Source organism: Streptomyces sp. NPDC006624 (assembly GCF_040611555.1).
Lineage (GTDB): Bacteria > Actinomycetota > Actinomycetes > Streptomycetales > Streptomycetaceae > Streptomyces.
On sequence record NZ_JBEXOM010000018.1, the window covers coordinates 33,056 to 47,213 of the forward strand.

12 protein-coding genes and 1 tRNA gene are annotated in these 14,158 nt (G+C 74.2%); 4 read left to right on the forward strand and 9 right to left on the reverse strand.

The window, feature by feature from the left end:
• Positions 1-241: 241 nt before the first annotated feature.
• Together ABZY20_RS28105 and ABZY20_RS28110 are read left to right on the forward strand one after the other, a co-directional pair.
• Entirely contained in the window at positions 242-511 is a 270-nt protein-coding gene (locus tag ABZY20_RS28105; RefSeq protein WP_356444832.1) for a hypothetical protein, read from the forward strand.
• 86 nt (positions 512-597) lie between these two features.
• Positions 598-1,695: an LLM class flavin-dependent oxidoreductase gene (locus ABZY20_RS28110; protein WP_356444834.1), complete on the forward strand. Its 1,098-nt coding sequence runs from the start codon at positions 598-600 to the stop codon at positions 1,693-1,695.
• On the opposite strand, the gene ABZY20_RS28115 is transcribed toward ABZY20_RS28110, so the two are convergent.
• Positions 1,665-3,530, reverse strand: coding sequence for an EAL domain-containing protein (locus ABZY20_RS28115; RefSeq protein ID WP_356444835.1), 1,866 nt, complete (start codon positions 3,528-3,530; stop codon positions 1,665-1,667). The genes ABZY20_RS28110 and ABZY20_RS28115 overlap by 31 nt on opposite strands.
• A gap of 307 nt (positions 3,531-3,837) precedes the next feature.
• Here ABZY20_RS28115 and ABZY20_RS28120 point away from each other — a divergent pair, with 307 nt between their 5' ends.
• On the forward strand, positions 3,838-5,103 hold the full coding sequence (locus ABZY20_RS28120; RefSeq protein ID WP_356445010.1) for a M6 family metalloprotease domain-containing protein: 1,266 nt from the start codon (positions 3,838-3,840) through the stop codon (positions 5,101-5,103).
• Positions 5,104-5,225: 122 nt separating this feature from the next.
• Here ABZY20_RS28120 and ABZY20_RS28125 read toward each other — a convergent pair.
• The 7 genes from ABZY20_RS28125 to ABZY20_RS28155 form a co-directional block, all read right to left on the reverse strand.
• Positions 5,226-5,299 (reverse strand) — tRNA-Lys (locus tag ABZY20_RS28125).
• Positions 5,290-5,982: a bifunctional DNA primase/polymerase gene (locus ABZY20_RS28130; protein ID WP_356444837.1), complete on the reverse strand. Its 693-nt coding sequence runs from the start codon at positions 5,980-5,982 to the stop codon at positions 5,290-5,292. The genes ABZY20_RS28125 and ABZY20_RS28130 overlap by 10 nt, the downstream gene beginning before the upstream one ends.
• A 117-nt stretch (positions 5,983-6,099) precedes the next feature.
• Positions 6,100-6,468: a hypothetical protein gene (locus ABZY20_RS28135; protein WP_356444839.1), complete on the reverse strand. Its 369-nt coding sequence runs from the start codon at positions 6,466-6,468 to the stop codon at positions 6,100-6,102.
• A 214-nt stretch (positions 6,469-6,682) separates the two neighbouring features.
• Complete coding sequence (locus tag ABZY20_RS28140) at positions 6,683-8,017, reverse strand: AAA domain-containing protein (protein ID WP_356444841.1); 1,335 nt, start codon at positions 8,015-8,017, stop codon at positions 6,683-6,685.
• The gene (locus ABZY20_RS28145) at positions 8,014-9,606 is read right to left on the reverse strand and encodes a hypothetical protein (protein ID WP_356444843.1); all 1,593 of its coding nucleotides are present in this window, start codon (positions 9,604-9,606) and stop codon (positions 8,014-8,016) included. The genes ABZY20_RS28140 and ABZY20_RS28145 overlap by 4 nt, the downstream gene beginning before the upstream one ends.
• A complete protein-coding gene (locus ABZY20_RS28150) occupies positions 9,597-10,718 on the reverse strand; it encodes a hypothetical protein (protein ID WP_356444844.1) in 1,122 nt (373 codons plus the stop codon). Before ABZY20_RS28150 ends, ABZY20_RS28145 begins: the two co-directional genes overlap by 10 nt.
• The gene (locus ABZY20_RS28155) at positions 10,669-11,625 is read right to left on the reverse strand and encodes a phosphatase PAP2 family protein (RefSeq protein ID WP_356444846.1); all 957 of its coding nucleotides are present in this window, start codon (positions 11,623-11,625) and stop codon (positions 10,669-10,671) included. Before ABZY20_RS28155 ends, ABZY20_RS28150 begins: the two co-directional genes overlap by 50 nt.
• A gap of 190 nt (positions 11,626-11,815) precedes the next feature.
• On the opposite strand from ABZY20_RS28155, the gene ABZY20_RS28160 reads away from it, so the two are divergent.
• Complete coding sequence (locus ABZY20_RS28160; RefSeq protein ID WP_356444848.1) at positions 11,816-12,409, forward strand: histidine phosphatase family protein; 594 nt, start codon at positions 11,816-11,818, stop codon at positions 12,407-12,409.
• Here the strand turns inward: ABZY20_RS28160 and ABZY20_RS28165 are convergent.
• Positions 12,406-13,857 (reverse strand): hypothetical protein, encoded by a 1,452-nt coding sequence (locus ABZY20_RS28165; RefSeq protein WP_356444850.1) that lies wholly within the window; start codon positions 13,855-13,857, stop codon positions 12,406-12,408. The genes ABZY20_RS28160 and ABZY20_RS28165 overlap by 4 nt on opposite strands.
• Between the last annotated feature and the right edge of the window lie 301 nt (positions 13,858-14,158).

The following is a 14,158-nucleotide window of genomic DNA, read 5'->3' on the forward strand; positions in this document are numbered from 1 at the left end:
CGGACCGGCGGTCCCTGCCCGCGAACGCGTCGCCCACGCGGGCCGGAATCGGTCCCACCCCTTCTCGTGCGCAGAACCGGGCATACCGGGGCCAGACGCCCGGCCGGGGGTGCGGAACGGTCAACTCCGCCGTATCCCGGAGCGCTTGGGTTGACCGAAAGCGCGTTCCCCTTCCGCTGTGCACCCCGGGCACACTGGCCTCGTTCGCAGCCGGCGTGTCACCCGTGAAGGACGGTCCCCGATGCCCGAACCGGACCTGCCGAGACCCCCGGCAAGCGCTGTCTCCCTCGCCGGGCGGCTCCTGTGCTGGAGCCTGTCCGCCGCCATGGCCACCGCCGCCGTGGAAGCCCTCCTCGGCCCGCGCCCCCGCTGGTGGGGTGCCCTCTGGGGCCTGCCCTGGTGGCTCACCGGTGCCGCCGCCCTCGGGTGGATCGTCCTGCGCGCCCGCGAGAAGGCCGCCCGGCGCCCTCCGCGGGGCAGCGTCCGGGGTGACTGGGAACAGGCCGCCTGACCCTCCCGCGGGGAATAACCGGAGACAGTCCCCTGTTATCGCCGGGACGACAGCAGCACCCGGCCCACAGCAGGAGGCACCCCACCGTGGCGGCAGACGAGATACGCGGCGCAGCACAGGGCAGCGCCCCCGTCCCCCTCTCCGTACTGGACCTGGTCACCGTAGGGGCCGGACGCACCGCCTCCGACGCGCTGCGCACCAGCGTCGACCTGGCCCGGCTCGCCGAGCGCCGCGGTTTCCACCGGTACTGGGTCGCCGAGCACCACTCCATGCCGGGGGTGGCCTCGTCGTCCCCGGCCGTGATCCTGGCCCACCTCGCCGCCCACACCGACCGCATCCGGCTCGGCTCGGGTGGTGTGATGCTGCCCAACCACGCCCCGCTCGTGATCGCCGAGCAGTTCGGGACGCTGGAGGCCATGGCCCCGGGCCGCGTCGACCTCGGCCTCGGCCGCGCCCCGGGCACCGACGGCGCCACCGCCGCCGCCCTGCGCCGCACCGAACGGCTGAACGAGGGCGCCGACGACTTCCCGCAGCAGCTCGCCGAACTGGTCCGCTTCCTCGACGACGACTTCCCCGACGGGCACCCCTACCGCCGTATCCACGCCGTGCCGGGCCCGGTCCAGGCCACGTCCCCCGGCGGTGTGCAGTCCCCGCACCGCCCGCCGGTCTGGCTGCTCGGCTCCTCCGGCTTCAGTGCCCGACTGGCCGGTGCCCTCGGGCTGCCCTTCGCCTTCGCCCACCACTTCTCGGCGCAGAACACCGTCCCGGCGCTCGACCTGTACCGGGAGTCCTTCCAGCCGTCCGCGGTGCTGGACGCGCCGTACGCCCTGATCGGTGTCTCCGCCCTCGCCGCCGACGACGAGAAGGAGGCCCGCCGGCAGGTGCTGGCCGCCGCCCTCAGCATGGTCCGGCTGCGCACCGGCCGCCCCGGTCTCGTGCCCACCCCCGAGGAGGCCGAGGCCTACGCCTTCAGCCCGGTGGAGCGCGACTTCGTCGACTCCTGGAACGCCAACGTCGTCCACGGCACCCCCGACGAGGTCCGCTCCGGCCTGGACGACCTCGCCAAGCGCACCGGCGCCGACGAGCTGATGATCACGGCCAACGCGCACGGCGGTGGCGTCCGCGTCCGCTCCTACGAGCTGATCGCCGACGCCTACGGCTTGCCGGCGCCCGCCTCCGCCTGAACCCCGGGCGCCCCCAGCAGCTCGGAGATGCGATCGGCCGGCACCGGACGGGAGTACAGCCAGCCCTGTCCGGTGTCGCAGCCGATGCTGCGCAGCCGGGTCGCCTGGGCCGAGGTCTCCACGCACTCGGCCGTGACGGTCAGCCCGAGCCGGTGCGCGAGCTGGATCATCGCCTCGACCACGACCTCGTCGGCCGGGTTCGCCCGGGCCGCCGCGTCCCGGTCGTCGTACTGGAAGCCGCGGACGAAGGACCCGTCCAGCTTCAGCACCGACACCGGCAGCCGGCTCAGATACGCCAGGTTCGAGTAGCCCGTGCCGAAGTCGTCGATGGCGATGCGCACGCCCATGTCGCTGAGCGCCTTGAGCGTCTGCAGCGGGCGGCCGGCCGAGCCCATCACCGCCGACTCCGTCAGCTCCAGCTGCAGCAGGTGCGGCTCCAGGCCCGTCTCGGCCAGGGTGTCCGCCACGTCCGCCACCAGGTCGGAGTCCCAGATCTGGCGCACCGCCACGTTCACGCTGACGAAGATCGGCGGCTCGTCGGGGTGGTCCAGCTGCCAGCGGCGGGCCTGCCGGCAGGCCGTGCGCAGCACCCAGCGGCCCAGCGGGACGATCGAACCGTCCTCCTCCGCGAGTCCGATGAACCGATTCGGCGTCAGTACGCCGAACTGGGGATGCTCCCAGCGGACGAGCGCCTCGACCCCGTGCAGCCGGTCGTCCTCCATGCCGACCAGCGGCTGGTACTCCAGCTGGAACTCGCCCCGGTCGATGGCGGGCCGGAGCGTGGAGGCGAGCGCCTGACGGGTCATGCGGTGCGCGTTGCGCTCCGGGTCGAACAGGGTCCAGCGGGCCTTGCCGTCCGCCTTCGCCCAGTACAGCGTCGTGTCCGCCGCCTGCATCAGGGCGGTGGGGGTGGTCCCGGCCGCGTGCCGCTCGACCACGCCGATCGACGCCGACACCGACAGCCGCTGGCCGCAGATGTCGAACGGGTCCTGGATCGCCCGCAGCGCCGACTCGGCGAGCTCCGCCAGCTGCTCGGTGCCCGTGGAGTCCTCGACGAGCAGCGCGAACTCGTCCCCGCCGAGCCGGGCCACCAGCGGGATGCTGGTCCGTGAGTGACCGGCCTCGTCCGCGCAGCGCGTGAGCCGCTCGGCGACGGCGGCCAGCAGCCGGTCGCCGACGCGGTGGCCGAGCGTGTCGTTGACGGCCTTGAAGCCGTCCAGGTCCAGGTAGCACAGCCCGATCCGGCCCGTGCCGCTCCGCTCGTACGAGTCCGCCTCCAGCGCGGCCGACAGGCGTTCGAAGAACAGGGTGCGGTTGGGCAGCCGGGTCACCGGGTCGTGCATCTGCAAGTGCCGCAGCCGGGCCTGCAGTTCACGGCGGGCGCTGATGTCGGAGACCGACAGCAGCACCGCCCGGTCCTCGGCGGGCAGCGGGGTGACGCGCACCTGCACCCACAGCGAGTGCCCGTCGGGATGCTTCAGGCGGCGCGTGCAGCGCAGGCGGGACTGCCGGCCGCGCAGCACCTCGCGGTAGGCGTGCCAGGTGCGGGCGTCGGAGGTGAGGTCGACCAGGTCGGCGGCGACGGACCCGGCGAGGCCCTCCGGGGTGCCGCCGAGCAGCGCGGCGAGCGCGGCGTTGGCGCTGACGACCGTGCCCTCGCGGTCCACGACGGCCATCGCGAACGGGGCGGCCGTGAACACGGAGCGGTAGGGCGGCCGCGACGGGGGGCCGGTACAAGGCGACGTATGGATCTCACTCTCTGTGACGACCGGCCGGTCGAGGTCTGCCGCGGGCGCCGGCCCTTCGGAGGTTCCGCTCACCGCTCGCTCCCGCATGTATTCGATCTCTGTCCGTGCAGGAAAGGTCAGGAAAGTGTGCCGATCATAGAGGCTGGCCGGAGGGCCTTCCAGCCGGTGTCCAGTGTTCCCGACCAACCGGCCCTTCTGCCAGATCGTTTCTGCGCGAGCCTGGACGGCTTCTTCAGGCCCCCGACCAGTTGTGACGTTCCGTGAGTGCTTCGGGGGTGTCGGCGTCCGGGATTTTTCGGCCTCTTCACCCAACTGGTGCAGACAAACAGGACGCAGTACGACAAATCATCACAGGCTGGGTGCGGTGTCCCGTGAACCGTACCCGGAGGTGTCCGTGCCGCGTCCGTTCCCGCGCGCCCGACTGCGCAGCACCGCGGCCGTGTTCACCACCATGTCCGCGCTCGCGGCGACCTCCCTGGGTGCCGGCCCCTCGGTCGCCGAGACCGACTCGGCGGCGCCGTGCGCCCTGACGCGCACCGACGCCCACCACTCGGAGGGCCTCGACACCTGGAACGCCGCCTATCCGCGTCCCTCCCGGTCCCTGGACGCGGTCATGGTCTTCCTGTCCTTCCCGGACGCCCACCCGATGACCACGCCGCAGGAGCTGACCGCCGACCACTTCCCGGCGACCACCCGCTTCTTCGAACGCGCCTCCTACGGCCGCTTCACCCTGCGCCCGCACGCGCTGCGGCACTGGATCCGCATGCCGCAGCCGTCCACGGCGTACGCCATACGGCGCGACTGGAGCCCCGAGCACCGGGCCGCCTACCTGCGCGACGCGCTGGCCGTCGCCGATCCGCAGGTCGACTTCTCGCGCTACGACGTCGTGTACTTCGTCGCCGACCCGGACGCGCCGGGCGTGGACTCCGACGCGACCAAGGTCGTGAACCTCACGACCCCGCTGCGCGCCGACGGCACCGATCTGCGGCGCATCGTCACGGTGTTCGAGCAGCATCCGCCGGATCGGCTGGTTCTCGCCCATGAGACCGGGCATGTGTTCGATCTGCCGGACCTCTACCACCGGCCCGCCGACGGCAAGGGTGACTGGGACACCCATGTCGGCGACTGGGACCTGATGGGCAGCCAGTTCGGTCTCGCCCCGGATCTGTTCGGCTGGCACAAGTGGAAGCTGGGCTGGCTGGACCCGCGGCAGGTGCGGTGCGTCCAGGACGCAGGGCCCGCCCGGCTGACCCTGGAGCCGCTGGCGGCGGGACCCGGGGTGCAGGTGCGGGGGGCCGCCGGGGCGCCGGCCTTCGGGCTGGGCAAGGGCACCAAGCTCGCGGTGGTGCGGACGGGACCGGACAGCGTGCTCGCCTTCGAGGTCCGGGGGCCGGTGGGCAACGACGCGGCCGCCTGCCGGCAGGGGGTGCTGGTGTACCGGGTGCGGGGCGGGGCGCAGTCCGGCAGCGGGCCGATCGAGGTGATCGACGCCCATCCGCGCACCGAGGCGTGCTGGGTGGACTCGGTCTACCCGCCCCTCGCGGACGCGCCGGTCGCCCTCGGCGAGAGCTTCACGGTGCCGGGGGAGGACGTACGGGTGGAGGTGGAGGGGCGTACGGCGTCGGGGGCCTGGACGGTGAAGATCGCGGTGGGGCGCTGACGGGTGCGGCGGAACCGAGGGGGGTGGCGGAGCCCTCACAACGCGCGGCGAAGCCGCGCAGAAAAACGACGGTGGCGGTTTGTGTTCGCGCATTCTGCGAACACAAACCGCCACCGACACTGTGCGCCGCCAGGGACTCGAACCCCGGACCCGCTGATTAAGAGTCAGCTGCTCTAACCAACTGAGCTAGCGGCGCCTGCTGACGTCGTAGACCTTAGCACCCTGGTCGGCGGGAGGAAAAATCGATATCCGCACGGCGGAGCGGGCCGCCCGCACGGCCGCCCACAGCAGGACCTCGGGCCCCGGAAGCCAGGGCTGGCGGGTGTCGGGGGCGACCAGCCAGCGGGAGCCGGACCGGGCGGAAGCGGGGTCGGCGGCCTCGGTGCCGGCCGGGTCGGGGAGGGGCGTCGGGGCGCCGGGAGAGCCAGGGGCCTCAGGGGGCGCTGGGGCTGCCGGGGCGTCGCAGCCGGCCGGGGCCGGGACGGTCACCGCGTCGCCGAGACCGTGGCACAGGAGCGGCGGCAGGGCGTCCGTACGGCCGGCCTCCCGGCGGTCGCGGCCGTGCGCGCCCCACTCCTCCCACTCCAGCAGCGCCGGCAGCCGCTGGGCCGTGCCCGGCGCGGCGAACAGCAGCATCCTGCCCCGAAACTCCGCGACCGGGCCCGAGCCGGGACCGTCGTCCCACAGCCGGTCCAGCATCCGCCGCCCGAACATCGCGGGCGCGCTGACCACGTCGAAGACCGACCCGCAGGGCAGGACGACCGGGGCGTCCGGCCGCTCCTCCCAGAGGGCGAGCGTGCTCCGCGGATACGTTCCTGCCGAGGCGAGCCAGGCGGCGCCGTCAGGAGTGACGTGGGAGACGTTCCATACGCTGCTCATGACATCCACATCTACCCGCCGTGCCCGCGCGGTTCCCGAGGGTTGCCGGAAACCGGGACAGCGGGGGGTGGGAGCGGGTATCTTGCCCGCCTGGCATATGCCATGCGGGCGGGCGCGTCACACCGGGTCGCCGGGCCCCCGGCCCTCGACGCCGCCCCGCAGCAGGTCACGGCCGAACTCGACCATCTTCTTGGCGTAGTCCTCGGTCCACTCGGCCCGCTCGGCGATGTCCGCCGTCGTCAGCCGGTCGAAGCGCCGCGGGTCGGCGAGCTGGGCCGCGGCGATCGCCTGGAACTCCAGCGCCCGGTCCGCCGCGGCCCGGAACGCCAGCGTCAGCTCCGTCGCCCGGGCCAGCAGCGCCCGGGGGTCGTCGATCGACTCGAGGTCGAAGAAGTGCTCAGGGTCGGAGGCCGCCTCCGCGGGCTCGAAGAGCAGGGGCGCGGGGCGTAGCCGCGGTTCGTTCCGACGCGGCGTGGGCTCCGCCATGTCTTCTCCTCCTCGTACGTCGCGCGTGGCCCGCCCGGTGGAGCGGGCCACCGTCCATTGTCTCGCGGGCGCGCAAGTGGGCATCGCCGTGGTGGATACGGGACCCGCACCACCCGGTGTTCGCCCGGCGTGGCCGGAACCCGCGAAGTTCGGCCAGTGGCGCGCACGGCGTGCGACGTCTCCCGCCCACCCCGGTCCGTCCCTGCGCCGCCGGTCACGGTCGCCACGCCACCCGGTGCTCGGCCAGATGCGCCAGCACCGCGTGATTCGCCTCCCACCCGTCGGGGAACTTCACGACCGTCCCGAGCTGCACCGGCTCCGTCGACGGATAGTCGTCCAGAAGACCGCTCACCCCGGCCCGGCAGACCACGATGCAGGCGTGCCGGTGGCGGGAGGCCAGCACGCAGAGGCGGCCCGTCTCCAGGTGGAAGGCCGTGGCGTCCGGACGGCCGGACAGGGGGTGCAGCACCACCGTGACGTCGTACTCGCGGCCCTGCAGCCGATTCGCCGTGTCCACGACGACGTCGGTGACACCGAGGTCGGCCAGGGCCGCGCGGACGGCCGCCGCCTGGTCCCGGTGGGCCGTGCCGACGGCGATCCGGTCGGCCGTCAGCGGCGAGGGGTCGGGGGAGCGCTCCGAGACCGCCGCGCCGCCCCGCTCCAGCAGGCGCCGCACGACCACCGCCACCGCCCGTACGGCCTCCGGGTCCGTGCGCGGGGTGTGCCGGGGCGGCAGCTCCAGCAGGCCCCAGCCGGACGCGGCCGCCTCGTCGATCACCCGGTCGGGGCCCGAGCCGTCCGAGGGCACGGCGAAGGACAGGGCGCGGTCGCCCGGTCCGGTGCCGCTGCGGAACGGCGTGTACGGGTAGAACGCGTCCGACACCAGGGGCGCCGCCGAGGCCGGGAGCCGCCAGGAGACGGGCAGGCGGTGCTGGGGCAGGTCCGGGTTGTGCGCGAGCAGCGTCGTCACCGCCGACACCGACGGGTCGTAGGCGAGGCCCGCCCACTGCTCGCTGCCCACGGTCGCGAACGGGTCAAGCTGTCCCGGGTCGCCCACGAACAGCGCCCGCTCGAACAGCCCGGCCACCGCGAGCAGCGCGTCCGAGCGCATCTGGTACGCCTCGTCGACGATCGCGTGCCGCCACGGCTCGTCGACCTTCACGTGCGCCCACTTCGCCGCCGTGGAGATCACCACGGCCAGCCCCGCGAGATCGGCCGCCTTCGCCGACGTGCGGACGCTGTCCAGGCCGTCGAGGGCCTTGTCGTACGGGTCGGTGTCACTGCTGTGCAGCCGGCCCACCGGCAGCTCGGGGTTCTTCTCGGCGAGCCGCAGGACGAGGTCGTCGACCTGGGCGTTGGTCTGCGCGACCACCATCAGCGGGCGACCGGCCCCGGCCAGTTCGAGCGCCGCGCGGACGACCAGCGTGGACTTGCCCGCGCCCGGCGGGGAGTCGACCACGACCCCGCGCGCGGTGCCGTGCAGCGTGTCGTCCAGGATCGCGTCGGTCGCCTGGGCCGCGGCGGCCGACGGGTCGAACACCGTGGTCACAGCACATCCTCCTCGGTCACCGGGTCGGCCGCCTCCAGGGTCGCCTCGCCGGGCGGCCCGCCGTGCGTCCACGGCGTCTGCTCCGGGTCGGGCAGCTTCGCGCCGCCGCGCTGCTCGTGCTCGAAGAGGGTGAAGCAGACCCGGTCGCCCTTGTCCGGCACCGACCCCGGCTCGGGCTCCTTGCCCCGGCCCATCTTGTCCAGGATCCGCAGCACGACGTAGGCGCCGTCCTCCTCGGCCGTGACGAACTCCGCCGACTGCGGCTTCCCGCCCAGCGACCGGTACACCTTCGTGCGCTCCCCGAGATGCGGCCGGTCGTCCGTGCGCACCGTGACCAGCGGGCGGGGGCTGGGCCGCTTGCCCTCGCTGTACGCCATGACGACATCGGTGACCTCGCCCGCGAACGCCTCCCCGGACAGCCGCCGGCCCGCCATCACCAGCGGGTCGTCGAGGGCCTCCTGCGCCTCCAGCCGGGCCTGTTCGCGTTCGCGCGTGGCCAGCTTGTTCGCCGCGGTGACGGCGTCGTCGCGGCGCGGCTGCGGCGGCTCGCCGGCCAGCACCCGGTCGCGGTGGCCGGTGAACGACCAGCGGTCGCGGGTCCACCGCTCCTCGACATGCGCCCCCTCGGGCAGCTCCCGCAGCAGGTCCAGGCCGCGCCAGACCGCGTCCCAGGTGGGCCGCGTGCGGCTGAGCACCAGGTCGCGGATCTCCCGCTCGGCGACGGTCAGCGCGCCGAGCCGGTCGTCGGCCTGCAGCCCGTCCTCGGCGGCCGCCAGGGCCGTACGGGCGCGGTCGTAGCGCTCGATGGCCGGGGCGAGCAGCTTGTTGTCGAACGCCGGGTCGGTGGCGGGGCCGGCCGGGGGGCAGGTCAGCTGGCCCCCGGCGTCCCGCTCCAGCTCGGCCCGCAGCGCCGCCTCGGCGCCGGTCACGCCCTCCGGCGGGTCGATCCAGGCGAGCAGCGCCCCCAGGTGCTGGTCCTCCAGGGACGACTGCCCGGTCGCCCAGTGCCGGCCGAGGACGTCGGTCATCGCCAGCAGCAGGGAGGAGCCGGGGACCCGCGCGCGCTCCCCGAAGTGCGTCAGCCACCGCCCGAGCAGCGGCACCCGCGGCGGCGCCGGGTAGGGGGCGTCCGGCTCCTGCTCGGCCGTACGCCGGAAGCGCGTCGACCGCCCGAGCAGCCGCACCAGGTCGATGCCGGCCCGGCTCGGCACGATCAGCTGCGGCGCGTCCGCGCACAGCTCCACCTCGACCTTCACCCGCTTGCCGGTCTCCGGGTCGGTCTCGGTGCGCTCGGCGGGCTCGACGACCTCGGCGCAGGCGTCGACGTACGGCAGCACCACGTCGGCCAGCCGGGCCAGGAACGCGAACCGGAGGTCGCGGTCGCGGGGCTGCGGGACGACCAGCAGGAGCGGCGCGTCCCGCTCGGTGCCGACCAGCGCGCCCAGCGGGGCACCGGCCTCACCGGCGGTGGTGAGCGGCACGAGGACCAGCGGGCGGTCGGAGAGGTGGCGGTGCCGGACGGTGGCGGCGGGCTGCGCGCGGCCGGTGCTGACCGCTTCGAGGCGGGCCAGCGTGGAGATCAGCGACACGCCGCCTCCAGTGCCTCCGCGCGCAGGGCCGCCGCGCGCCGCAGGGCCGCGACCGCAGGGTCTTCGGGGTCACCGGCCTCGCCGCGGGCGGCCGCCAGGACGTCCTCGACGGTCGTCAGACCGCCCAGCTCGGCGCGGACCGGCCGCCCCAGGGAGGTCACGGCACCCCCCTCACGCGCGCGGGTCCGGCAGTGGAAGGCCAGCTCGCACGCGGACAGGCACTCGGGCGCGTACGTCGCCGGGACCGACTCCACGGCCGCCGTCAGCTCCTCGGCGGGCAGCTCGGGCGAGAAGCAGGTGCCCTCGGGCAGTGCGTCGGCGATGTCCTCGATGCGGGTCAGCCGGGTCAGCTGGCGTGCCGTCACCGCGCGCTGCTTGCGGACGTCGACGGCGGACGCGGCGGGCTGGTTGGAGAAGTCCCTGGGGCACACCAGCAGGACGCGGTGCCGCACGCGCGGGGCGGGCTCGAGCCGGGCCGCGACATCCTCCAGCGCCAGCACGTACACCGCCGCCTGCCGGGCCGCCGCGCCGACCTTCGCCGGGTCCGCCGAACCGTCCAGCAGCGGGAACGACTTGATCTCCACGACAGTCCAGCTGCCGTCCGGGTGCACCACCACCGCGTCCGGCTCCAGGAAGGCGGGGGAGCCCGCGACGTCCAGCGCGAGCATCGGGTGGTCGAGCAGCGTCCACGCCCCCGGGTGCGCGGCGGCCTCCCGCAGCTCCAGTTCCGTACGGGCCGTGCGCCCCTGGGGGCCGGTGGCGGTCAGGTCGGGCACGCGCGCGTGGGCGGGCGGTTCGGCGGAGCGGTCCAGCTTCTCGTGCACCAGCCGCAGCAGCTCCGCGCCGCCGTCCCCCTTGACCCGAGCCTCGAAGGCGTTGCCCCGCGTGAGCGCGAACTGCGACTGGCCGAAGGCCGAGGGCGAGCCCAGCGCGCTCGCCAGCGCCGCCTTGTTCACCCCGGCGCCGTCGAGGATCGCGCGGCGCGCGCAGCCGGGGTTGGCGGCCAGCGCCGCCAACGCCCGCGCGTCCAGCGCCTTCGCGGGTACGTCGGGGCCGCGCAGCTCAGCGAGCCGGTGCCGGAGTGCCGTCCCCCGCGTCCTGGGGGGAGGCACTCGGCTCGGCTCCCGCTCCGACCCGTGACTCGCGCTGCCGTGGAATTCGCTCACCCGCGGAAGTCTGGCATCCGGCACTGACAATCGAGGAACCCGCGGCGGAAGAGGCCGCCGGGACCGGCGTGGCCACCGGTGTGAAGCGGGCCCGCACCCGGTCCGCCGTCCGCATCACGAACGGCGCCAGCAGCAGTCCGGCGCCCATGACGGCCGCGCCCGCGACCGCGTCGAGGAAGTAGTGGTTGGCGGTGCCCATGACCACGATCGTGGTGATCAGCGGGTAGGCGACTCCGGCCGCCTTCGCCGCGCGCGTGCCGCCGTGACGCCACAGCATCACCCCGCACCACAGGGCCCAGCCCACGTGCAGACTCGGCATCGCCGCGTACTGGTTGGTCATGCCCCCCATGCCGCGCGGCGCGCTCGCCGCCCCGCCCCACCAGCCGTAGGAGCTGTACTGGGCCATCGTGTCCACGAAGCCGTGGCTCGCGTCGAGGAGCCGGGGCGGGCAGGTCGGCAGCAGCGTGAAGCCGATCAGGCCTATGAGGGTCGAGGTCATCAGCCAGGTCCGCTCGGCCCGGTAGCGCACGGCCCGGGACCGGAAGAGCCACACGAGGATCGCCGGCGTGACCAGGTAGTGCAGGGACGCGTACCAGAAGTCCGCCGGTATGCCTATCCACGCCTCGCGCGTGAAGAGACGGTTCAGCGGAGTCTCGAAGTCGATGTGCAGCGCCTTCTCGAAGCGCAGGAGGGCCAGACCGTGGTCGACCGCCCCGGAGACGTCGCTCCGGGCGAGGAGCCGCCCCGCCGTGTAGCACGCGTAGACCAGCACGATCAGCGGCAGCTCGGTCCACCAGCGCAGCCGGGGAGCGGGAGCCGCCACCTCGGTGCCCGGTGTCTCGGTGTGCGGCAATCCGATCGCCCTCCCCCTTCTCGTCACGCGGCGCCCGGCCGTCCGGTCGTGCCACTTTACGGCGTACGTGCGCTCCCTGGTGGGCGCCCCGGCCCTTGAAGACGCCGGGATCGACCCCCGGGTTGCCCGTCACGGGGGTGCGCGATGATGGAGGAGTTCCTCTTGCGTTGTTCTTCCGGAAAGGTTCCCCATGGCTCCGCGCATCCTGCTGGCCCGCCACGGACAGACCGAGTGGTCCCTGTCCGGAAAGCACACCGGCAGGACCGACGTGCCCCTCCTGGAGGAGGGCCGGCGCGGGGCGAAGCTGCTCGGCGAGCGCCTGCACCGGGCGCCGTACGAGGGCCTGCCCGCGGTGGAGGTGCGCACCAGCCCGCTGGCACGCGCGCGTGACACGTGCGAACTGGCCGGCTTCGGCGACCGCGCGCAGCCCTGGGACGCGTTGCTGGAATGGCACTACGGGGCGTACGAGGGCATGACCCCCGCGGACATCCAGGCCGTCCGGCCCGGCTGGCTGATCTGGCGCGACGGCGTTCCCGAGGGCGAGACCCTGGCGGAGGTCACGGCCCGGGCCGACGAGGTGGTCGCGTGGGCCCGCTCCGCCGACCGCGACGTCCTGGTCTTCGCCCACGGGCACATCCTGCGCTCCATAGGCGCGCGATGGCTGGGCCTGCCGCTGGACTTCGCGGCCCGGATCCGGCTGAACCCGACGTCCCTGTCGGTGCTGGGCTGGGCGTACGGGGAGCCGGCGATCGAGAGCTGGAACGATCTGGGGCACCTGGCCTAAGTCGTGCGCGGCAGGCAGGCGTGCCGCTCCAGGAACGCCGACACCCCCGAAGCCCGCCGGTGCGGTGACAGCACCCGTGCGGTGGCCGCCAGCATCGTCTGGATGCGCGACGACTGCACCTCCTCCAGCAGCTCCAGCACCCGCATGCCCGCCACGGCCGCCTCGTCGGGCCGTCCGCCCCGGGCGAGGTCGTCGGCCAGTTCCGCCGTGTAGAGCGCGATGTTCCGCTTGAAGTGCGGGTCCTGCAGGTCGGCCGCCCGGCGCGCGTGCCGGGCCGCCCGGCGCCAGTCGCCGAGGGTGGACCAGCACTGCGCCTCCAGGCCCTCCAGTTCGGCCTCGCCGTAGAAGCTCATCCACTCCGGGTCGGCCTCCGAGGGGCCGCGGTCGAAGAGGGCCTGGGCCCGGACCAGCGCCTGTTCGCAGCCGACGCGGTCCGCCAGGCCCGCCCAGCCGCCCGCCTCGCGCAGTGCGAGCAGCGACATCAGCCGGGCCGAGCCCACCGGCCGGGCGACGCGCTGGGCCGCCTGGGCCGCCCGCACCGCCTCGCGCGGCCGGCCCGCGTCGCGCGCGAGGAACGCCGTGTTGCAGAACGCGTGCGCCTCCAGGCCCGGGTCGCCGGTCATCCGGGCGGTCGCCAGCGCCTCCGCGTAGTGCGAGCGGGCGTCCTCGAAACGCCCCGAGTCATGGGCCAGCCAGCCCACGGAGATGGCCAGTTCACCGGCGCCCGAGTACAGCCGGTCCGCCGTCGTCTGCCGGGTCGCCCCGGCGTCCAGCAGGGCGTAGGCCGCGCGCAGCGGTGCGGCCGCGCGGCGGTAGAGGCCGTCCGCGCCGTGCCGGTCGTCCAGCAGCCGGATCCGGCGGACGGCTTCTTCCAGGGCACCCGCGTCAGTCGCCCCGGCCCGGCGCACGGGGCGCTGTGCCGCCGCGGCGTCGAGGGCGAGGCCGACGGGTCCCAGCGAGGCGGCGGCCACCGTGGCGCCCCCGCCGGTCATGAACGCGCGACGCAGCACGTCGCTCTCCTCGTAGGTGTCGTGCGGGTGGTACGGGTCGTACGGGTTCCGCGTCTCATACGGTTCGCACACCCCGCTGGTCTCACTCGTGGCGTCCGCCGGGTCAGTGGCGTACGCCGGGGGCGTGTCCTCGAGGTCGCGCGCCCGGCGCCCGCGTACCGACGAGCGGGGCGCGAACCCCAGGTCGGTGAGCGTGCGGCCGGGGAACATGTGCAGGAACACCCGTTCGTAGGCGTAGTTGGGGCAGCGGATCTCGCCCGCCTCGACCCGGCCGATGTAGCGCGCGTCACAGCTGACCTGCTCGCCGATCTCCAGTCCGGCCCGGCGGACCGCCGCGGCGAACTCGGCCGGCGAGCGCTGTCCGCGCAACTGCCGGAAGGCGAGGTTCGGCCGTGCGGGCCGGTCGGGTCGGGACGAGGTCACCGTTGACGACGCCATGGCCGGGTCCTCTCGTGCGAACCGTCGAACCATGCCGGGCGCGGGGAGACTTGTGGGCGTTTGTCCGCATGATCTGTCCTGCTGTCCGGCGGGCAAGAACGTACCTGCTGTGCCGGAGCCCTCACGCTGGGTTTGGCTACAAACCGGATATCTCATGCGTGATCTGCCATGAAGTGCCATCCTTTGCGGCTGACTTCCGCCGTAGCCGTTGACGCCCGGCCGCGTTGAGCCCTGTGGACCGGGAGAAGACCGCTGTCTCCCGACCGCTCGTCCAAGCAGGGGTTCTCGTGGTGGAGGCCGG

Bases quoted from the DNA above. Each gene is read 5' to 3' on its own strand.
- ABZY20_RS28105 (WP_356444832.1), top strand. From the start codon at position 242: ATGCCCGAACCGGACCTGCCGAGACCCCCGGCAAGCGCTGTCTCCCTC.
- ABZY20_RS28115 (WP_356444835.1), bottom strand. From the start codon at position 3,530: ATGCGGGAGCGAGCGGTGAGCGGAACCTCCGAAGGGCCGGCGCCCGCG.
- ABZY20_RS28130 (WP_356444837.1), bottom strand. From the start codon at position 5,982: ATGAGCAGCGTATGGAACGTCTCCCACGTCACTCCTGACGGCGCCGCC.
- ABZY20_RS28135 (WP_356444839.1), bottom strand. From the start codon at position 6,468: ATGGCGGAGCCCACGCCGCGTCGGAACGAACCGCGGCTACGCCCCGCG.
- ABZY20_RS28160 (WP_356444848.1), top strand. From the start codon at position 11,816: ATGGCTCCGCGCATCCTGCTGGCCCGCCACGGACAGACCGAGTGGTCC.
- ABZY20_RS28165 (WP_356444850.1), bottom strand. From the start codon at position 13,857: ATGGCGTCGTCAACGGTGACCTCGTCCCGACCCGACCGGCCCGCACGG.